Origin of the sequence: Undibacterium sp. Ren11W (assembly GCF_049340485.1) — a bacterium.
Classification (GTDB): domain Bacteria; phylum Pseudomonadota; class Gammaproteobacteria; order Burkholderiales; family Burkholderiaceae_D; genus Undibacterium.
In genome coordinates this window covers 12,929-34,128 of sequence record NZ_JBMPPB010000001.1, presented here as the reverse complement: position 1 = coordinate 34,128, position 21,200 = coordinate 12,929, and the positions used below count along the sequence as shown (strand labels likewise).

The following is a 21,200-nucleotide window of genomic DNA, read 5'->3' as shown; positions in this document are numbered from 1 at the left end:
AAGCAAGCACGATTTTTTTACCTAGCCCAGAGCCAAATCATGACTATCATCAAGCAAGACGATCTGATCGAATCCATCGCCGCCGCACTGCAATACATCAGCTACTACCATCCGGCTGACTACATCGCCCATCTGGCGCGCGCCTACGAGTCAGAACAAAGCCCGGCCGCCAAAGATGCGATTGCCCAGATCCTGACCAACTCGCGCATGTGCGCCGAAGGTAAGCGCCCGATTTGCCAGGACACCGGCATCGTCAATGTGTTCTTGAAAATCGGTATGGGCGTGCGCTTTGAAGGTTTTAGCGGCTCCATTACCGACGCCGTTAACGAAGGTGTGCGTCAGGGTTACAACAATCCCGACAATGTATTGCGCGCCTCTATCGTGGCCGATCCTTTGTTTGATCGCAAAAACACCAAGGACAATACCCCAGCGGTGGTCCACATGGAACTGGTGCCGGGCAATACGGTCGACGTACAAGTGGCGGCCAAAGGCGGTGGATCAGAAAACAAATCCAAGTTCGTGATGCTCAACCCATCCGACTCTGTGATCGACTGGGTCATGAAAACCGTACCGACCATGGGCGCAGGCTGGTGTCCACCTGGCATGCTGGGTATAGGCATAGGCGGTACCGCAGAAAAAGCCATGCTGATGGCGAAAGAATCCTTGATGGAAGACATCAATATGTACGAGCTGAAATTACGCGGCCCGCAAAATAAGACTGAAGAACTGCGCATAGAATTGTGCGACAAGATCAATGCCTTAGGCATAGGCGCACAAGGTCTGGGCGGTTTGACCACCGTGCTCGACGTTAAGATCAGTATGTACCCGACGCACGCAGCTTCTAAGCCAGTAGCCATGATTCCTAACTGCGCCGCTACCCGTCACGGTCACTTTGTGCTGGACGGTTCTGGTCCGGTCTACATGACACCACCAGCGCTGTCTAGCTGGCCGGATGTGCACTGGGTTGCCGACACAGAGAAATCCAAACGCATCGATCTGAATAGCTTAAGCAAAGAAGAAGTCGCTTCCTGGACGCCAGGCCAAACTTTGCTGTTAAACGGCAAAATGCTGACTGGTCGCGATGCCGCCCACAAGCGTATCCAGGACATGCTGGCCAAGGGCGAAACCCTGCCGGTAGATTTCACCAACCGCGTGATCTACTACGTAGGCCCGGTCGATCCTGTGCGCGACGAAGCGGTAGGCCCAGCCGGCCCGACTACAGCGACCCGCATGGATAGTTTTACCGACATGATGTTAGAAAAAACCGGCCTGATCTCTATGATAGGCAAGGCAGAGCGCGGCCCAGCTGCCATTGCATCGATCAAACAACATGGTTCGGCCTATCTGATGGCAGTGGGCGGCGCCGCTTACCTGGTATCAAAAGCCATCAAAACCGCCAAGGTAGTCGGCTTTGCCGATCTGGGTATGGAAGCGATTTACGAGTTTGACGTCGTCGACATGCCAGTCACGGTAGCGGTTGATTCCAAAGGCACCTCGGTCCACACCACCGGCCCGAAAGAATGGCAAGCCAAGATAGGCATCATCCCGGTTGCCTAATTTGTCTGCCATTAACACCTTAGCTAAGACTACATCGATCAAACACCCCGAGCAACCAGTCGGGGTGTTTGATTCTGGCGTGGGCGGCCTCTCGGTGTTGGCGCATATACGCCAGCACCTGCCGGGCGAACAGCTGATCTATTTTGCCGATTCTGGTTTTGCGCCCTATGGCGAAAAATCCGATGAGGTGCTGATAGAACGCAGTCTGGCAGTTGCCGAATTTCTGCGGACCCAGCATATCAAAGCCTTAGTCATCGCTTGCAATACCGCCACCGCCGCTGCGGTCGCCACTTTACGCCTGCGCTATCCCGAATTGATCATCATAGGCATGGAGCCGGGCTTAAAACCGGCCGCGCTGCACAGCGTATCGAAAGTGGTCGGCGTATTAGCCACCAAGAGCACCTTGCAAAGTCAAAAATTTAGCCAGTTACGCGACCAGCTCAGCGTCGAAACCGGCGTCAACTTTATCGCGCAAGCCTGCATAGGCTTAGTCAATCAAATTGAAAAAGCCGAGCTGCATTCTGCCGAAACCCTGCAACTGGTGCGCCGCTACGTCGCGCCGCTACTGGCGCAAGGCGCCGATACGCTAGTACTAGGCTGCACCCACTACCCGTTCATCGCTCATCTGATTCGTCAAGTTGTGGCAGAAAACCAGCCAGACGCCAAGCTAGACGCAGTGCGCCTGATAGACACAGGCGAAGCGGTCGCCAGACGTCTGCACAAACTACTAGAGCAGCAAGGCTTACTCAATCCTCAGCACACAACAAGCGTACTAAACGCCTACACAACAGGCAGCACCAGCAGTCAGGAACATGCACTACAGCACATGCTAGGCTTGCGCGCCGACCAGTACCAGCTCAGCGCCCTGGCATAAGACCAGCGCCAACGCGTCCGAAAAACCTAGCAATTTCAAATAGTGCCTAGCCGCACGCGCATATTCCATGCGCCTTTGCGGGCAGATGCCGCCAGCAGCCGCATAGAATATGCGCGCTGGGCTTGCCTGCTTTTAAAAACTGAATTGAATCTCCGCAGCTAGCGCTAAACCATTGTAGGCTGGGCTAAAGCTGTATCAGCCCAGCAGCACCACCGCAAGCAATAGCTCCATCGCCAGTAATAGCGGAGGACGGGTGCAAGCGCAATTTTTGGGGAAATTCATAAGAAATGAAATTGAGAAAACTAGCAAAGTTTATTTTCTACTAGTTTCTTACACATGCCGGCGTGGGTTGAACTCGCCCTACACGGCTGCCAGCCACCCGCGTAAAATATTGGCGACTACTGGCGCGAAAGGTTCAAGTTTGCCATCTTTGGGTCGTTGAATATCATCAATAACCATTTGAACCAAATCTTCATCCTCCAACTGGTTATTTGGCTCAACACCATTAGCAAAGAGTAAAGCATCTGAAAGCTGCTTTCTTTTCTCTATTAAAGTTCTATTGAGATACTCCGCATCCCCTAAGTTTAATACTTGAATTGATGTTTTTGCCTGCGCAGTTAGTCCTTCGACACGGCCACTAATTTTAAATTTAAATTCTGTCTCACATTCATCCATTAGCGGAGTTAACGGCAACGGTTGGGATCCATGCGCCGCGTCACATTGGCGTTTTGATCTACAACTTGCCACGATGTTTGAAAAATCAAGGCTTCTTTGGGGGGCGATTTTCCTAGCTTCGACGTGTTCATTCTTAGAATCAAGATCACCAGTAATCCGTTGGCAGCAGTAAGCACATAAGTAAAATTGCTCTTCAAGACATGCATTACGAATATCCTGACGTATTGCGGGATTCGTTTGATCCAAATCGTCGTACGTTGCATTCGGATTGCGCCTTTTCCAGGTCGTCAGTGAATTTGGTTCCTCTCGTTTGTTAATTTTTCTCACGTCGGAGTTCCTGTTTTCGCAGTAAGAGGCGAGCCTTAATGAGTTCAATATTAGACGACGGCAGTTCATTCTCTAACTCATTCAACTTGGAATTTGCAAGCACCAAATCCCCGTCTTGAATCGTATCCAATAAATCATTTAGCTTACCGTTTACCTGGGCATTACGTATGTCCGTATCCATCACTTCTAATAATACAGAATTCGCGTCTTGACCGAACTGCGACGGTAGCTCGGTCAAATCACCATCATCAAGTGAATAGATCAGCATATTTTTACTGTCGCTAATAACCAGGGGTGAGTGCGTACTCAGAACAAATTGAATATTTGGAAATGTTGTAGTTAAGCGCTCGATCAAGCTACGTTGCCATTGAGGATGGAGATGTAGCTCAACTTCATCGATCAACACAATGCCGTCGCCGCGAAGAGGATTTTGAAGATCAGGATTCATCATGGCTAAACGACGTGCAAGATCACCAACTAAAGCCATCAGCGACTTCTCACCTTGAGATAGTTGCATTACATTTAAACTCTCTCCATTTTTCTCAATAGACATATGCAAACGTGGTTTACGGCGTACTCGCAAATTACTAAAACCAGGCATAAAGCTCACAATCGCAGTGCGAACGGCAGTTAGTTGCCTATCCCTTGAGCTAGCCCTGACTTTCTCGAGTTTTTCCCAGAAACTGCCTTTTTCATCAAGCATAGTCTTAAGTTTTTCTAGTACATCTTCCGATAGGCCTGATTCATTCTCAGTGTCCTCTCGCTCCCGAAACCACTCAAAAAATCGACGAAAATCAACACCTCGGCTCAACGAATTATCGTAACTATCCAATTGGGTAAAGGTATGTTTATCTTTGATTTTTAATGGGATGTCTAACACGGCACGATTAACCGAATAAAAAGCGATTAATGGCAACGCACTTTTATCATCTTTTGACAAAAGAGATCGATAGTGATCGGCAAGTAAGGATACCTCGCTCAATTGACTACTTTGTTCAACTTTACGACCCTTACGAGTTTTCGCAATTGTCCAATTAAAGATAAAATCCCCCTCATCCGCGTCAGGATTGGCGGACTGTCCCTGTTCATCAAATATTGCGATGTCGATTGCCCCCGTATTTGCGAGATTATTAATATCGAGTTCGTCAATAGGGCTACCATTACCCTTTTCACTGCGAATGCGCGAAACCAGCCAACTTAGTGAAGTTGCGAGTGATTTTAACAACGAAGTTTTACCAGAACCATTATTCCCAACAAACACAGTCACATTACTGCTCTGTTCGGTAGTAGGTGCAAGATGAATGTCAATTTCGCTAAATCGCCCAATATTTATCAAACGAAATTTTATAATTTCCACAGTTTTATCCAATCTATTGGCGACTCGAAAGTTCCTACTAAAACACCAGTACTATCAGTCCTCTTGAGCGCATCACGGCAAGCCGTTCCATCATCAATATGTTTTCTTTGAGTGAACTTTTCACATAGATACATAATACAAAATAACCTATTAATCCAATCAATAGATTATAGAGAAAATATTACCTCTTAAGCATGTAAATTGTATTTTCGATGCGAAGCGTAACACGAGGAATCAAAAGTAATCAAACGCGAATCAAACGGGTCAGCATCGATTAAAAATTTGCCTATGCTGCCCGCCTGCATTTGTGCCAGGTTAGCGATTCATTTTTTACAGAGACCTGCCCGCAGGCGCATATCCCATGCGGGTTTGCGGGCAGATGCCGCCAGCAGCCGCATAGAATATGCGCACTGGGCTTGCCTGCTTTTGGAATCTGGATTCAATCGCGGTAGTCTGGGCTAAAACACGATCAACCCGCCATCACCACCGCAAGTAAAGCGTAAGGCCGGCGCTCTGGGGGAGTTAACGATCCGCGACAATTTTACAATCAGCGACTACAATCAGCAGATCGCGGCCCAATTCACTGAGCTGCAATTTTTATTCATTTTCATAAAATCAGATGACCAAAATTAGCTATAGATTACTCAATGTTTTTGCTGAAACAGCCTTTGGCGGTAATCCGTTAGCGGTGATTGAAGATGCCAGTGCTTTGACTGATAGAGAAATGCTGTTGATTGCGCGTCAATTCAATTTATCTGAAACCACATTTATCCTGCCCTCGAATATAGCGGCCGCTCAAATTCGCATTTTCACGACCACTTACGAAATGGATTTTGCCGGACACCCGACACTGGGTTCCGCGCAGGTCATCAGAGAGCTGTTTCATTTGGGAGATGCATTTAAAATTGAAATGAAGGCCGGTCTGATTCCCGTATCAGCGATAGAAAACCGCTGGACTTTATTTGCCAATACGCCTCGCTATCGCCCCATGTTAGCCTCGCGTCCCGAGTTAGCGGCAATGCTCAATCTTCCAGAAGTTGCCATCGCTGGTGATCCATTATGGGTTGATTGCGGAACAGAGCAATTGATGATTCCTCTTGCCAGCGCTGAGTTTATTCACGCTTGTCGTCCAGATTTACGTTTAATAGCCAAGTACAGCAAGAACCTTTCCGGGCAGGCAAAAACCTATGTATTTGCAAAAACACTTGGTGGGTTTGAGTCTCGTTATTTTTCAATGGCAGATGAAAACTCCATCAATGAAGATCCAGGAACAGGGTCTGCCTGCGCAAATCTTGGCGCTTGGTGGTTATCAACAGAAGGTGATAAACCCTTAATCGCAAAAATTAATCAGGGCACATTTATTCAGCGCCCAAACGTACTCAGTTTACATGTCGCTAATGGAGAAATTCAGGTTGGCGGTCGCGTCATTGAGGTTGGGCGTGGAGAGTTGCATTGGTAATTTAAGCCTGGATGTCCAAGGTGGCGCGTTGATGCGTGAGCCTTACACGTGGGCACGATGTTGCTGTGCCCACCCTACGCGCTGCTTCATTTTTTAAGAAAATGCCGAATCGAAACGAAATCAAATCTGTATCAAAACGCTCAGCGTCAATGAAAAATTTCAGCTGCGACTCCTGGCATATTGGTTTATTATTTTGGCAATCGCTAGACCAGAGCAAGCTCAGTCTAGCGTCTAGAGTTTTTTTGCAATCCTTCATTTTTTGAAAGAATCACATGGCAAGCGCAGAATTTGGAACAGTCTTTTTTGATGAAATAACACTCGCAAATTTTGATGGCGAGAAATGGTCGGACACACGCTTTGGCCCTAGCGACCACCTGCCGTTACACCCTGCTTCGCACGTCTTACACTACGCCAGTACCTGTTTTGAAGGGATGAAGGCGTTTCGTGCAGCGGATGGTGCGGTCTGTGTTTTTCGCATTGACGACCATATCAAACGCATGCAAAACAGCGCAGCGTCTTTGTATCTGCCGGTTCCTGATGCGGTGCAATTAAAGACGATGATTTTAGATTTACTGAAAAAATACAAAGCACAAGTACCCGCCTTCCCTGGCTCCGCCTATATCCGCCCTACTCTGATCGGCACCGATGCCTCTATCGGCCGGGCTGCCGCGCCTACCAGCACAGCACTGCTGTATGTCTTGATCTCGCCAGTGGGAGATTACTTCTCTGCCGACGCCACCATGCGCGTTTTATTAGACACAGAAAATCAACGCTGCGCGCCCCATTTTGGCAACGTCAAATCAGGTGGCAATTACGCCAGCGCTTTAGGTTTAATCCAAAAAGCCAAAGAAAAATACAATACGGCCCAAGTGATTTTTGCACCGAATGGTGACGTACAAGAAACCGGCGCAGCCAATTGCATCTTAATCAGTGACACTGAGCTGCTCACCAAGCCTTTGAACAGTGAATTTTTGCCTGGCATCACGCGCGATTCTTTGCTAAAAGTAGCGGCTAAATTAGGCTACCAAGTTACTGAGCGCAATATCTCAGCCACTGAATTAATCGAATGGATCAAGACCGGCGAAGTCGCCTTGTCAGGCACCGCCGCAGTGTTGGCACCAGTCGGTGAGATCGTCTATCAAGGTCAAACACACACTGTTAATCAAGGCAAAGAAGCGGTCAATTCAAAACGCCTGCGTAAGTATCTAAACGATATTCAGCAAGGGATAGAAGCAGATACTTTTAACTGGATCACTAAGATTTGATTTTTAGTTTTTTTGTTTAGCAAGCCGCGATTATTTACTTAATTACCGCGAAAAACAAATACCTGAGCGCCATTTTCACGCGCACCACAAGGCTGGGACGACACTCGCCAGATTAACAAGAAATGATCAAACGAAAAAAGGACGACAAAGTGTCGTCCTTTTTTTCACGGCATTAACAGGCAATCAACAAACATTCCCCATGCGTCTGCAAGCCCCGCTATGGCTTGCAGTGTACGTGTAACATTTAACTTGCCCGCCGCCCATCTATCGTTCATTGAATCTAGTATTTAAATGCGCGAAGGATAAATGCCTTGGTCACAGATGTAATAGGTCAGACCATTCGGTGCTGCCGCCTTTAAATTTGGCAAGGCGAAGGTTGTCATTCCATTCCCGCCAAAATTGGTGCCAAGCAGCGAAAACAAAGCGGTATATGCATTAATTGACAAAAGCCGTCCATCCGCAATCATTCCGGCGCTCACGCCAGCTGTCAACGATACGGTACCCATAACACAATCACCTACGGATTGACCTGCGGGCGCATTACCTGTGTTGGTCCCAAACAGATTCTGCACGCCTGTTGCGCCTGCTGGGCCTGCTGGGCCTGCTGGGCCGGTTGCGCCTGTTGCGCCTGTTGCGCCTGCTGCACCGGTTGCTCCTGTTGGCCCTTTGAGATTGGCGACCAATGCATACACGCCAGTGGCACGCGCATACACGTCACCAGTAGCATTATTGATGTAATAATCACCGTCGGTGCCTAAACTATTCGAAGGAACACCAGTCGCATTTCTCCATGTAGCACCTGCTGCACCTGCTGCACCTGCTGCACCTGCTGCGCCAGTTGCGCCTGTTGCTCCTGTCGCACCCGCAGCACCTGTTGGACCTGTCGCACCCGCTGCTCCTGTTGCGCCAGTTGCACCGTTACAAATATAAGTCGTAGTAGAGATTTCGCCTGCATCGAGAACGTTATTGGCGTCGGCATCAATCCCTGAACTCATTTTCACACCCGCTTTCGGGCAATTTACACCAGTAGCTTCGGCAACGATAGTCACCAAGGTATTAAGTCCATTGCTGCCGTTAGAGCCTGTTGCACCTGTTGCACCTGTTGCTCCTGTTGCGCCCGCTGAACCTGCTGCACCCGTTGAGCCCGTTGCACCCGTTGCTCCGGCTACGCCTGTTGCGCCCGTCGCTCCGGCTACACCTGTTGCACCTGTTGCACCTGTTGCACCTGTTGCTCCTGTTGCGCCCGCTGAACCTGTTGCACCCGTTGCTCCGGCTACGCCATTGCAGAGATAGTTAATCGAACTTACTTCTGCATTCTCCAGAACACCGTTTGCATTGACATCTAAACCTGTGCTGAGTTTTTTTCCGCCCGCGGCGCAATTGCTACCGATCGCTTCACTGCTGACCACGAACAAGGCGGTTGCACCGTTCAAGCCGTTCACGCCATTGACACCGCTAGCACCGTTACTTCCATTGCTTCCGTTAGTACCATTAGTACCGTTAGTACCATTAGTCCCGTTCACACCATTACAGACCGCCTGTGTATTGCTGGATTCACTCGCGTCAAGCACACCGTTGGCATTGGCATCTAATCCACTAGAAATAGTCAAACCGCCATTAGGGCAGGCGCTAACAGGCGCGGAGTTTTGTACCGAGAATGCTATTTTTTTCACGGCACACGCGTTGCCGCCGGCGGCCGGTAAGGTATTCACCGCGCCAAAAGTCTGGAGCGGCAAAGTCACACAGGAAAATTCTGCATGTTTTGTCGCAAATGTACTCAAGGCCTGACTCAACAGAGCCCCAACACCGTTGTTACCACTACCGCAAGCAGTCGTCGGTGCTGCCAAGCATGCCTGTAAACTTTGCAAGCCACTAGCTAGACTAGTCCCGTTAGGCAGTGAGCTGGCATATTGCGAGATGGTTGCCAGCGCTAAGGCGTAGCTTAATTGCGCAGAGCTGGCAGCAGTCGGTACATTGAGCGCATCGACAGGCATGGTGTTGACGATATCGACCACGCCGAAGTTATTTTGCACTTTACTAATGGCAGCTTGTATATTTGCCGGAGTTAAACCGCCCGATAAATTACTCGCATTTGTGTATGCCAACTCGGTCAAGGCGGTCACTGCCAGGTTTACTGCAGCACCGCTGGCATTTGCAAGCACGCTGCGCAAAGGTGTTGCCAATGACAGCGTTTTCCCAGTCGCTTCGTCCACATAAGAACCGCCGGTCGCTTGCAATAAAACCGCGCCAGTATATGTGCCGAGATTAAGACTATAGTTACCGTTAGCGTCGGTCGTCACGCAAGAGCCAATCTGCGCGCCTGTAGTACCGTTAGCAATGGCGTAAGCGCAGATACTTGCGGCGTTCAGTGGCCCTTTACTAGCGACGCCGCTCAGAGTAGTACTGGTCGTGCTCACTAATGCGCCGCCACTTACTGCATCATTGCTGCTACTACCGCCACATCCGATTACGATAGTCGACATCAAGACGATCAGCGCAGCATGTACGCCTTTTGTTACGGGCACTTCAGTTTTCATGTAAGTCCTAGGTTAAACATTAAAAAAAACCGCCCATTCTATAGTAAATGGCGCGCCTGAACTTGGGCATCGAACACATAAACTGAGATTGAGCTAGGGTATTGCATAGTATTTATTTGACCGCCACTATCGCCAACTGTGAATCAAAAAGGCGGCATCACTCAAAAATTTGGCGATGCTGAGCGCCTGCATTGGTGCAGGGCCAGCGATCCAATTTTAACAAGTGCCTGTCCGCACACGCTTATTCCATGCGGGTTTGCGGACAGATGCCGCCAGCGGCCGCATGGAATATGCGCGCTGGCACGGATGGTTTTCAGAACCAGCACAAGCGGCGACTATCTATGCAAAACCGGCGCAAAACAAATCCCTGAGCGCGGGTTTTTTGAGGTGCCGTTTTGTGAAGTAGTGCCGGTATCAGCGCACTACCAAGCGGGCTTGCGCTTAAAATTGATAGGCGAAATTAACGCCTACATGCGAACCGTTGTAAAACTTACCGTAAGGAACATCCTGCTGGTATTTTTCCGACTCGGCACGCACACTTAACCAAAGGTGAGGCGTAAATCCATAAGCTGCTTCGATTACTGCTCCGGTATTAGCCGACATCAAAAATGAATACGCATATCCCATGGGTCTTTAAAGGTCACAACAGGCGGTGAGGCGCGTGAAATTTGCATACTGTAATTACACCCAGATTTGCTCTAATTCTCAAACCGCAGCTGCGAGCTTCTAAGCCTCATCCCAGGCGATCATTTTTCCGGGATTCAGAATATTAAGAGGATCGAAAGCCTGCTTGAGGGTGCGCATCATGTGGATGGCAGCGCTGCCGTGTTCTTCGATCAGGAACGCCATCTTGTGCATGCCTACGCCATGCTCGCCGGTGCAGGTGCCGTCCATCGCGATGGCCCGGCTCACCATGCGCGCATTGACGCCTTCCGCATTGGCAACTTCGATAGGATTATTCGGGTCGATCAGCATCAGCACATGAAAATTGCCATCGCCGACATGGCCTATCAGCGAGTACAGGATCTGATGCCGCTCGCAATCTAGCTGGGTTTCTATGATGCATTCTGCCAGGCGAGAAATCGGTACGCAGCAGTCGGTAGTGATGGCACTGGCACCCGGACGTAGTTGCAGCAGGGCGAAGTAGGCATTATGTCTGGCGGCCCACAAACGTGAGCGTTGTTCAGGCTGACTGGCCCATTCAAAATGATCGGCACCGTTGGAAGTGGCGATCTCTTGTACCAGCTCGGTCTGTTCTTTAACACCCGTCGCACTGCCATGAAATTCAAACAGCAACAAGGGCTTTTCTGGCAGGCTCAGTTTGTCATAGGCGTTTATCGCTCTGACGCTATTTTCGTCGAGAAATTCTACGCGGGCCAGCGGGATCCCCATTTGTATGCTCTGTATGACGCTATTGACGGCGTCAAAAGCGCTGGGAAAGCTGCACACGGCCACCGCTATCGCTTCCGGCAGCGGATACAATTTGACCGTCACTTCGGTAATCACGCCTAGCGTACCTTCGCTGCCGACGAACACCCGGGTCAGGTCGTAGCCAGCGGAGGATTTTTTAGCGCGGGTGCCGGTCTTGATGATGCTGCCATCGGCTGTCACCACTGTCAGCGCCAGCACATTTTCGCGCATAGTACCGTAGCGCACTGCATTGGTGCCGGAAGCGCGGGTGGCCGCCATCCCGCCTAGCGAGGCGTCCGCTCCCGGGTCTACCGGGAAGAATAAGCCACTATCCTTGATTTCCAGATTGATTTGCTTGCGCGTGACACCGGCCTGCACAGTAGCCGTGAGGTCTTCCTGGTGTATTGCGACGATCTGATTCATCTGCGACAGGTCCAGGCTAATGCCGCCATGCAAAGCGAGTATATGCCCTTCTAGCGAAGAGCCGGCACCGTAGGGGATGACAGGCACCGCATAGTGATGGCAGAGCTTGACAATGGCGGCGACTTCTTCTGTGCTATGCGCAAACACCACCGCATCGGGCAGCATAGACGGATACGAGGATTCGTCGCTGCCATGATGCTGGCACACCGCGCTGGCGCGCGTACAGCGATTTTCCAGCAGACTTTGCAGTGCCTGCCAGAGTTCTTCAGGCAATGCTTTTTTGGTGGCGGAGGGCTTAGCAAGTGCGTCGGCAAAATCGTTCATGAGACATTCCGTTTCAGATCGTATTGATACAGTATGCGATTATGCGGCATTCCCGGCAAATTTAACGGGCGTTTTTTTCACTGCTTTTTCACTGCTTTTTCACTGCTTTTTCACTGCTTTTTCAGTGTTTTTTCAGTGTTTTTTCAGTGTTTTTTAGCGCCAGCCGCTTCTCAAAGAGCGCATCTAAAGTAAAGGGCGGCGCGCCGATGGCAAAACTGCGCCCTTACCACTTTACAAATCGAACACGCATATTCCATGCGCCTTTGCAAGCAAAACCAGGCTGGCGGCCCCATAGAATATGCGTATAGGGCTTAGGGAGCTTCTAAAAACCCTATATTCGGGCGCATCGCAGTGGCGACTATTCAATGCAATCCGCATCCCGATTAAGGTTTTTTTAGAAGCCCTCCCCCTTACTTGATTGTCACATTATTGCTCAGCGATTCGGCACGAGAGGCGCGAGGCGGCAAGGTCTTTATTTAGCAAGCCTGTTGGCGATCGCATCTAAAAAAGTGATAGCAGGCGGTGCCGCCAACAGCGTATCGAAGCGTTTCAGCTCACCTTGTACCGATGTATCCGCAAGATGCGTCTCCCATGCCGAGCGATCTGTGTATTGCTCATAAAGGACATAAAAATGCGGGCGATCTTGTGAACGATGCACCGCATAAAAAATTGTTCCAGACTCGTTTCCGGTCAAATCGACCAGGGACTGCAATACGTTTTCCAACTCTTCGGCAAACGCTGGCTTTACTTCCAGCTCAACAATTAAAGCGAACATCGGATACTCCTTTAAACATGTGAATGGGGAGTGGGTAGCATGCCTTGCGGGCGAAAACTTGTATTGTAAAAATGCGTCTTGTTGTGCGCTTCTTTTAAGTAAAGATGTGGCGTACTACCCACGCGCTTTTGAAAATCGCGGATGAAATGGGCTTGATCATAATAGCCATTTTCCAAAGCAAGTAAGGTTGGGTTTTCTGCGCTCTCTAACATTGCGCTGCGTATGGTACGCTGGAACCGGCTAAGCCCTTTAATATCGCGGGGACTTAATCCGGACAATGCCATCAAGCGGCGTTCCAGTTGCCTGCGACCAAGGCAAAAATGTTCAGCGATGCTTTCGACCGAAACGGTAGAACTGCGGCTGTAAATGCGCGCCATGGCGTGCTCAGCCAATAAATCGAGGGAGGTATGACTGAGTTTTTGCAGCAAAAAAGACTGGATCAGAGTCAGCCTTGTTGGCATCTCACTGGCATACGATAACTGGCGCAACAAAGCCGCACCCGACGCTCCCCAAATATCGTCAACCGACAGCACTTGATCCATTAGCGCAGCACCGGGGATCGTGGTAAAACGGTGCATCATGCCTATCTTAAACCGAACCGCAACAAAGCCGATGTCGGCCGATGCCGATAAGTCTATCTTGTTTTGGCGCACGCAGAACAGATGTGCGCGTCCTGTTTTTTGCTCACAACTGCTCGCTGTCGTATATCGAAAAGGATCTCCATAATGAAAATACAGCTCGGCTCCGGTGCCGGGTAACAAAACGGGCAAGTGAACGGTCTCCGCCGCAGCACTATCCCATCCCCAAATGCGATCTACGTAGGGTCGCAATTGCGAAACCGGCTGACTTTGAAATTTTTTCATGAAGAAGTAAATAGCTGTCTGACTGTAGATTTTAGCAGAGCAGTAGCGCATCCGAAAATGCTTGGCAAGGCGAACAGCATTAAAATATGCTTTAGCCGCGCTTACTTGTGGATAGAAAAAATAATGCGCAAGGCGCGCCAGCCAAGACCGCCGGGGGCGTGCGATGCTACTTAATTACCTGGCACTTTTGCTTATAAATAATCGCTTATACTGCGAACGGAATTTAACTCTGGCGCATCAACAGCAGCATTTTTTGCTTTTCACAGCCCTCAAAAAAATGAAAAAATCTATCCTACTGGCCCTCCTATTCGGCACACTGCTGACGACCCAAAGCGGCGCCCAAATTGCCCCGGCTAGCACTGAAAATACTGCCGCATCCGCTGCCGAAGTTAGCGCTGAGCCTATCGCCGAGGTGGACGTCAGTGCTACCAAAAATCCGGATTGGAAGCCGTATCGCGTCATGCTCAAGGGCCTAGCTGCGTTTGATAAGCAACATGATATGGCACCGCAGGCCAGTGCCAAATTTGTCCTCAAGCCACGTAACGCAGCGGCCACATTAAGCGGCGTGGTTTTGCGGCTGGCCAGTGATGCACATAGCTTGCCTATCGCGCTGGCCGACAACGGTACTTTCTCTTTGCCACGCGACGCGCAGGCTGAGCAAGACAATGCCGAACTGATGATCAATCGCAAGAAAGAATTGTTTCGCTGGTGGCCGTATGTGCGCAGCCCGCAGCTGGCAGCGAATCAAAGGCGTTTGGGTGATTTGCGGCTGGAGTGCCAGATGTTTTGGGCGATACATTACGACGATCTGCCTTTTGTGGCGCGTAATTTTGTGCGGGCGCTGGGCGGACCTTGCAAATCGAATAAAGTCACGCTCAGCTTTCCGGCAGATTTTACCGATTTGCGTAGTGCGACCCTGATACAAGGCGAGCGCCGGCTTGCGATCATGATGGAAAAACCCGAGAAGTCAGATAAAAAACCCGCCAGCTTTTCACCGCCCTTGTTCGATGCCAGTTTTAGTGATGATGCCATCATAGAACTAGACTATGAGGCAGCGCCGGACGCCAGCAAGATCAACTATCAGGGCTTAAATGTAACAGTGAGATTTTAAGGCTGGGCGCGCGCTGCTATATCTCAGAGCGGAGCGGACTTTCGCTCCGATAATTTGGATCTGGCGCTTGTAAAACGCCATCGCCACCCCAGATGTGGCCAGTAAGCTGCAGCGCACGCTCCAAAAAAGTGCCTAGCTACAGTCACACGCGGCAGCCAGCTTAAGCTTTGCGGCTGTCGTCCTGAGCGTTACATCCCTAAGCCCCTTATCCAGAAAGCGACGCATGTCCGATCTATTACACAAGCTGCAATGGCGTTATGCCACAAAAAAAATGAACCCTGCCAAAGTGGTGGCACAAGATAAAATTGATCGCATTATCGAAGCGGTACGTCTGACTGCCACATCGAGCGGCCTGCAACCGTATGAATTATTCGTCATCACGAATAAAGAAGTGCGCGAGAAGATCAAACCGGTCGCCTGGAATCAGGGACAGATCACGGATTGCTCTCACCTGCTGGTGTTCGCCGCCTGGGATAATTACACAGCAGAACGCATCAATATGATGTTTGATCTGACCAATGATGAGCGCGGTTTTAAAAACGAAGGCTGGGAAAGCTATCGCCAGCAACTGCTGGGCAGCTATCCTGCGCGCAGCGCCGAAGTGAATTATCAGCACGCTGCCCGCCAGGCCTACATCGGCGTCGGTACTGCCTTGATCGCGGCCGCGACCGAAGAAGTTGATAGCACGCCGATGGAAGGTTTTGATCCAGATGCGGTAGACGCCATCCTGGGATTAAAAGAACGCGGCCTGCGCAGCGTCGTCATCATGCCTTTGGGCTACCGTGAAGAAGAGCAGGATTGGCTGGTCAAGCTGAAAAAAGTCCGTAGACCGCATGCCCAGTTTGTCACCGAAATCGAATAAATTCAGTGATCAGCAATAATTTGCACTAACCAAGTCTCGAATAGCTTTACACAAAAAAAGACGGCGCATTGCCGTCTTTTTTTCTATTCCTCCCGCAGCCAAATATCTATGCTTTTCTCTGTTCACCAAGTATCAACGGTGCATGAGTTAAGACCGTATCCTTGCGCGATTCGTCAAGCGCGTGACTTCACTTCGAACAAATTCATGGAGTAACCGCGCATGATGTAGCTGAAGAAATTTTTCAATACAAACAGCGAGAAGTCTTGCTGCGAAACCTCCAGCGTTTCGCTCAATATCGAATTGCCATAGACGTGCCGGTATCCGGCACGCTTAAAAATATCGGTAGGATCATCGGCAAAAAATCGAAATTTAGCCCCGAGTTTTTCTATGCAGTCGGTCAGTTCTTTACCTTGCGTCAGGATAAAATATTTGGTCATCAGGTCACAGATCAGACTGTGTCGCGGATAAGCCTTGATTAAGGTTTGCAGGGTTTGCGTAATTTGGTCCTCGTCCAGATAACCGAACACACCTTCCATCACCACGATGACCGGTACCTCGTCTGCGTTCAAGGGGAGTTTTGATGCCAGCGTCTGTTCCGAAAAATCAATCGCAATACGGCGCAATGGATTCGGGCAACTAATTTCTGGCAGGCAGTGATTTTTATGCTTGATGAGCTGCGGCTCGTCTAATTCGAACCATACGCCGTCACTGAGGCGAAATGCACGCGCATCAAAACCGGCACCGATCAATATCACCTTGGTCTTGGGCTGTTGCGCCAAACGCATGCGCAAGAAGTTATCTATCATGCGATGGCGCACTGCAATACTTTGATACGGCCGGGTATCTGCTTTCATGCTATCAAAGATGGCCTTACCATGCCTGGTCATGAATAGATGGGCAAAATCATCACCGCATAAAGGCTGGGCCTCTTGCGCGTCTTGCGCTCTGATGGCGCAAGTATAAAAGGCCGTATCGGAAATAGGATTCATGGTCTTTAGCAGGAAGTAAAGAGGCACTACCAGATCAAGATCGGTGACGCCGCCCCTTTCACACTACAGTAACACTACATGCGTATTCCACCAACGCTTTTTATGCCAGCACTGCCGCCAGCGCGCATATTCCATGCGCGCTGGCGGCAGTGCTTAAATTAATTCAGTGCGGGCGGCAGCAACCGATTCTCCAGCATCAGGTGGCTAATGCTTTGATATTGCGCCAGTAGCAGTTGCTCTAATTCGGACTTCACTGTGGCTGGCAGATCGGCGCTATTGCCCACCGCACGCGTTAAATTATGCGAGACCCAGCCTCGATTTGAGATCAGGTCTATCACTTCGCCGCGCACCGACAAGGCGACGCGCTCGTCCACCCGTTCCGGGTCTAGTAAAGAGCGCCCTACTCCTGCGTAGCCAGTCGGCCAATGCGCCAGATCCGCGATAGTGGGCAAGATATCGACATGACTACCGATACGCTCATCGACCCCGGGCGTAATCCCCGGCCCGACGATGAGTAGAGGGATATGGTAGAGATTGGGCACATGCTGTTTATAGTCGCCCAAGCCACTGACATGGTCGCCCGTAATGATGAAGATGGTGTTGTCGTAATAACCGGCTTGTTTAGCGGACTTCATCATTTCGGCAATCGCCCAATCGGCGTAGTACATGGAATTGAGAAATTTATTCAGCTCACTGGTCTCTGGGTATTTACGCCAGCGCTGCTCCGGCACCATAAACGGTGCATGCGTGGTGGAGGTGAAAATATAACCAAGAAAAGGCTGCTGAGCTTGATGCGCCTGGGCAAACAGACGATTCGCTTGTTGCAGGGTATTGTGGTCCCAGGTACCCCACACCAAATCAGGTTTGGATTGAGGGTGTAGTTCGGGCATGTCTTCTGCGCCCAGATAAGTCGCGAAGCCAGCACGCGCAGCGATGGAGTTAAAGCGAAACGAGACTCGATGATCGCTCTGTAAAAAAATCGTCTGGTAGTTGTGCGCTTGCGCCATCTCTCCCATGAAACTCTGACGATTTTGCTCTATGCCCTCACCGAGAAACAGCATGCCGGGTAAAGTAGGCAGACTGGCCAGGATAGATTCGGCAGCGACGATAGAGCGCTGTCCATTGGCAAAAAACCGCGTATACAAACGGCCCTGTTTGGCCAGCACATCAAAGTTGGGAGTGGCGCCTATGGACGGCAAATCGAGATGCGAGCGGATCGCATCGATATGTTGCGCGCCCCAACTCTCTAGCACCAAGACCACCACATTGGGCTGCTTGGCGCTCGCGCCTTCAGCTCCATTGGCGACCGTATTAAGCTGTCGATACAACGGATAGGCTGGATCTTGAAATACAGCGCGCTCGCCTGCCAGCGACTTCTGGGTGCGTGCAATCGCTTCTTCCTGCGGCATAAAATCATGTACCGGCGGGGTATTATCGGCCAGCGCATGACTCACTGCAAAGGCACCGTTCAGCGTCAGATAGGCCTGCGGGGCGGAATTTGAAAAGAAGGCATCTGAGACGCTGATAGGTTTATTGGTCCAGCCGCCGCGCCCACTGACCACACACAAGGCCAGCACCAATAACAAGCCGATCAACCTGAGCGAACGGTGCTTGATGACCGGCGCTACAGGGTGCACCACTCTATGCCAAACCCACGCACCCAGCACAGAGAAAGCGGCGAACAGCGCCAGCAAACCCGCATACTGGCGCCAGGCCAGCACCAACATGGGGCCGAGATCGGCGCGTATGGTAGTGATCTCCGAACCCACGTGTCGACCGACTTCGCCAAAGTAGACCGCGTCGCCTATCAATAAGACCACCAACAGCAGCAGCGCCAGATAGATGATCCAACACCACAGGCGCTGCCACAGCGCATGCTGAGCCCAGCGAAATGGCAGTAACAAAAAAATGCCGGGCAAGATCATACTGAAGGTAATCACGGAGAGATCAAAACGCAGACCGACCCAAAAAGCCATCAGCACTTGAGGCAGACTGAGATTTTTAAAGTGCTCAAAATACACCAGATACAGGCCCAGGCGCGCCAGCAAAAAGGGGATCAGGCACAACATGGCGATTAGCGCCAGGCGCAGGTAAATATTTTGACGCTGCGCTTGCATCAGCTTTTGCAGCAGGCCGACAGGAGCTGTACGCCCAGGGTTTTGTGTGGTGTTCGAGGTCATTACCGAAAGTGCTTACTGTGCTTAATGTGCTGGAAATACGGTACTTACGCTGGGCTCGCGTTCAAGAAATCACCTGCCCTGACGCGCATATTCCATGCGCCTTGCAGCCCTGGCAGGCTGGAAACCCGCATGGAATATGCGCTCTGGCGGGGGTGTTCATAAAAATTGTATGAACACCGTCCGCCAAGCTGGCTTAGGCCAGTACCGCCGCCATCGCTGTGGCGGTGGCTTCGACGTTACCGTTGTTTAAACCGGCCACGCACATACGACCGGAGCGCACCAGATACACGCCGAACTCTTCTTTCAAGCGGTCACATTGCTCAGCCGACAGGCCTGTGTAACTAAACATACCGCGCTGAGTCAGGAAATAACTGAAGTCACGGCCCGGTAATTTCGCGCTCAAGACATCATGCAGTTTTTTACGCATAGCCTGGATGCGCTCGCGCATAGCGACCACTTCGCCTTCCCACTGTGCGCGCAATTCTGGATCGGTCAGCACGCGTGCCACGATCTGGCCGCCATGCAGAGGAGGATTGGAGTAATTGCGGCGGATATTGGCCTTCATCTGGCCCAGCACATTCACCGCTTGCGCCGCATCCGGGCACACCACACTCAAGGCACCGCAACGCTCGCCGTATAGGCTCATGCTCTTAGAGAAGGAATTGGCAACGAAGAAGCTCAGACCGGAATCACCGAGCAGGCGGATGGCATACGCGTCTTCCACGATGCCATCGCCATAACCCTGATACGCAATATCGAGGAAAGGAATCAGTTCACGCTCTTGCAGCACCGGCACCAGCGCTTGCCACTGCGCCTGCGTCAAATCGACACCAGTAGGATTGTGGCAGCAGGCATGCAACAGCACGATGCTGTGTTTCTCGGCTTGCTGCAAGGCTGCTAGCATTGCTTCAAAACGCAAACCACCAGTGGCAGCGTCGTAATAAGGATAGGTCTTAACCGTGATGCCAGAACCTTCAAACACGGCACGGTGATTGTCCCAGGTCGGGTCGCTGATCAGCATAGTGCTGTTCGGAAAATAGCGTTTAATAAAATCGCCACCGACTTTTAAACCGCCGCTAGAACCCACGGTTTGCAAGGTCACTACACGACCAGCCTTGACTGCCGCGTGTTCGGCACCGAACAGCAAATGCTGAACTGCGGTACGGAAATTGGCCGCACCTTCCATAGGCAGATAAGGACGGGCACCGGCTTCGGCTACCACTTTCAACTCGGCCGCGCGTACCGACGGCAGCATAGGAATCTTGCCGGCATCGTCAAAGTAAATCCCGATAGAGAGATTAATCTTATTGGTACGTGGATCCTTGCCAAAGGCTTCGTTCAAGGAAAGGATAGGATCGCCCGCGTAGGCTTCGACGTGTTGAAACATGGTTAAACTCCAGAGTAATAAACGTAGCGTCAAGCTGAGTGCTTAGATAGACATTCCTGCACTCAGCGCCAGTCCGCTATTTTGCCACATTAGTCAGCCTCAGCCTCAGGTCGACGAGATTAAAGCGCCATATTCAGTAAAGCTCAGCGAGATGAGAGCGCAAACCTCACGCACCTCACCCCTGCACTGGCCTGCTATTGCAAAAAAACAATCATAAACCGAGTAAGGAAATATTCCTCAACTCGCGGAGCAATTGATAAAATGAACATTAAGCTAAAAAATACCATGACAGCAGCCTCGACGATCAGCGTCCCCGGAATAAGGAAGTATCCATGTCCACACCCGACAACATAGACCAGTTCAATCGCGTAGTACTACACAGCTTCGATCGTTTATATGCAGCCTTCCCTATGCCCACTGAGATTAATGTCGCCGAAATTGCAGCGTTGGCAAATCCGGCGAGCGATCAAGCTAAACAGACTGAACCATCTTTCGAGATCCTTGAGCCGACCTTTGAAAGCTTAGCTTTTCTAAAAGATGAGGGCCTACTAAAATATTCTGATCACTACGTCGAAGGCACCACCCTATACCAGGCTCAGCTGACGATGAAAGGAATTACCGTGCTTGGCCAGACACTGGATTCCGCCAATCAGGAATCGCTGATTGCGCGTATGCGTAGCGTGCTGAGGGACAAGGCAAAAGAGGACAATGCAGTTCAAGCCCAGCAGATTGTTCTCACTTTATTTGCGCTCGCAATTGCGGCGACGTCATCGGCGAATTTATTCAAGGCAAAACCCTGATTCGACCTAGCTCGTTCGAACTCGC

At 50.6% G+C, this 21,200-nt stretch carries 17 protein-coding genes; 7 read left to right on the top strand and 10 right to left on the bottom strand.

Going from position 1 to position 21,200, the window contains the following annotated elements; genetic code table 11:
• Window positions 1-39: 39 nt before the first annotated feature.
• A complete protein-coding gene (locus ACO0K8_RS00140) occupies window positions 40-1,557 on the top strand; it encodes a fumarate hydratase (protein WP_422944605.1) in 1,518 nt (505 codons plus the stop codon).
• A 1-nt stretch (window position 1,558) separates the two neighbouring features.
• Window positions 1,559-2,431, top strand: a complete 873-nt coding sequence (murI, locus tag ACO0K8_RS00135; protein WP_422944604.1) for a glutamate racemase — start codon at window positions 1,559-1,561, stop codon at window positions 2,429-2,431.
• Window positions 2,432-2,791: 360 nt separating this feature from the next.
• On the opposite strand, the gene ACO0K8_RS00130 is transcribed toward murI, so the two are convergent.
• Complete coding sequence (locus tag ACO0K8_RS00130; RefSeq protein ID WP_422944603.1) at window positions 2,792-3,433, bottom strand: hypothetical protein; 642 nt, start codon at window positions 3,431-3,433, stop codon at window positions 2,792-2,794.
• The gene (locus ACO0K8_RS00125; protein ID WP_422944602.1) at window positions 3,420-4,790 is read right to left on the bottom strand and encodes an AAA family ATPase; all 1,371 of its coding nucleotides are present in this window, start codon (window positions 4,788-4,790) and stop codon (window positions 3,420-3,422) included. The genes ACO0K8_RS00130 and ACO0K8_RS00125 overlap by 14 nt, the downstream gene beginning before the upstream one ends.
• A gap of 619 nt (window positions 4,791-5,409) precedes the next feature.
• Between ACO0K8_RS00125 and ACO0K8_RS00120 the strand changes: the two genes are divergently transcribed.
• Window positions 5,410-6,249, top strand: coding sequence for a PhzF family phenazine biosynthesis protein (locus ACO0K8_RS00120; protein WP_422944601.1), 840 nt, complete (start codon window positions 5,410-5,412; stop codon window positions 6,247-6,249).
• 272 nt (window positions 6,250-6,521) lie between these two features.
• The gene (gene ilvE, locus ACO0K8_RS00115) at window positions 6,522-7,514 is read left to right on the top strand and encodes a branched-chain-amino-acid transaminase (protein WP_422944600.1); all 993 of its coding nucleotides are present in this window, start codon (window positions 6,522-6,524) and stop codon (window positions 7,512-7,514) included.
• A gap of 287 nt (window positions 7,515-7,801) precedes the next feature.
• Here ilvE and ACO0K8_RS00110 read toward each other — a convergent pair whose 3' ends face one another.
• The 5 genes from ACO0K8_RS00110 to ACO0K8_RS00090 all read right to left on the bottom strand — a co-directional run bounded on the left by ACO0K8_RS00110 (window position 7,802) and on the right by ACO0K8_RS00090 (window position 13,846).
• Window positions 7,802-10,051, bottom strand: a complete 2,250-nt coding sequence (locus ACO0K8_RS00110) for a DUF7151 family protein (RefSeq protein ID WP_422944599.1) — start codon at window positions 10,049-10,051, stop codon at window positions 7,802-7,804.
• 441 nt (window positions 10,052-10,492) lie between these two features.
• Window positions 10,493-10,678 carry a hypothetical protein gene (locus ACO0K8_RS00105; RefSeq protein WP_422944598.1) on the bottom strand — a complete coding sequence of 62 codons (186 nt, stop codon included), beginning with the start codon at window positions 10,676-10,678 and terminating at the stop codon, window positions 10,493-10,495.
• A gap of 99 nt (window positions 10,679-10,777) precedes the next feature.
• On the bottom strand, window positions 10,778-12,208 hold the full coding sequence (locus tag ACO0K8_RS00100) for an FAD-binding oxidoreductase (protein WP_422944597.1): 1,431 nt from the start codon (window positions 12,206-12,208) through the stop codon (window positions 10,778-10,780).
• Window positions 12,209-12,680: 472 nt separating this feature from the next.
• Window positions 12,681-12,983, bottom strand: coding sequence for a putative quinol monooxygenase (locus ACO0K8_RS00095; protein WP_422944596.1), 303 nt, complete (start codon window positions 12,981-12,983; stop codon window positions 12,681-12,683).
• An 11-nt stretch (window positions 12,984-12,994) separates the two neighbouring features.
• Window positions 12,995-13,846: a helix-turn-helix domain-containing protein gene (locus ACO0K8_RS00090; RefSeq protein ID WP_422944595.1), complete on the bottom strand. Its 852-nt coding sequence runs from the start codon at window positions 13,844-13,846 to the stop codon at window positions 12,995-12,997.
• A gap of 277 nt (window positions 13,847-14,123) precedes the next feature.
• Between ACO0K8_RS00090 and ACO0K8_RS00085 the strand changes: the two genes are divergently transcribed.
• Window positions 14,124-14,957, top strand: coding sequence for a hypothetical protein (locus ACO0K8_RS00085; RefSeq protein WP_422944594.1), 834 nt, complete (start codon window positions 14,124-14,126; stop codon window positions 14,955-14,957).
• Between the two features lie 223 nt (window positions 14,958-15,180).
• Complete coding sequence (locus ACO0K8_RS00080; RefSeq protein WP_422944593.1) at window positions 15,181-15,819, top strand: NAD(P)H-dependent oxidoreductase; 639 nt, start codon at window positions 15,181-15,183, stop codon at window positions 15,817-15,819.
• A 173-nt stretch (window positions 15,820-15,992) separates the two neighbouring features.
• On the opposite strand, the gene ACO0K8_RS00075 is transcribed toward ACO0K8_RS00080, so the two are convergent.
• From ACO0K8_RS00075 to ACO0K8_RS00065, 3 genes are all read right to left on the bottom strand, one after another.
• Window positions 15,993-16,808, bottom strand: a complete 816-nt coding sequence (locus ACO0K8_RS00075; RefSeq protein ID WP_422944592.1) for a class I SAM-dependent methyltransferase — start codon at window positions 16,806-16,808, stop codon at window positions 15,993-15,995.
• A gap of 158 nt (window positions 16,809-16,966) precedes the next feature.
• Entirely contained in the window at window positions 16,967-18,988 is a 2,022-nt protein-coding gene (locus ACO0K8_RS00070; protein WP_422944591.1) for an LTA synthase family protein, read from the bottom strand.
• 193 nt (window positions 18,989-19,181) lie between these two features.
• Window positions 19,182-20,375, bottom strand: a complete 1,194-nt coding sequence (locus ACO0K8_RS00065) for an aromatic amino acid transaminase (RefSeq protein ID WP_422944590.1) — start codon at window positions 20,373-20,375, stop codon at window positions 19,182-19,184.
• 332 nt (window positions 20,376-20,707) lie between these two features.
• Between ACO0K8_RS00065 and ACO0K8_RS00060 the strand changes: the two genes are divergently transcribed.
• On the top strand, window positions 20,708-21,175 hold the full coding sequence (locus ACO0K8_RS00060) for a hypothetical protein (protein ID WP_422944589.1): 468 nt from the start codon (window positions 20,708-20,710) through the stop codon (window positions 21,173-21,175).
• Window positions 21,176-21,200: the final 25 nt, after the last annotated feature.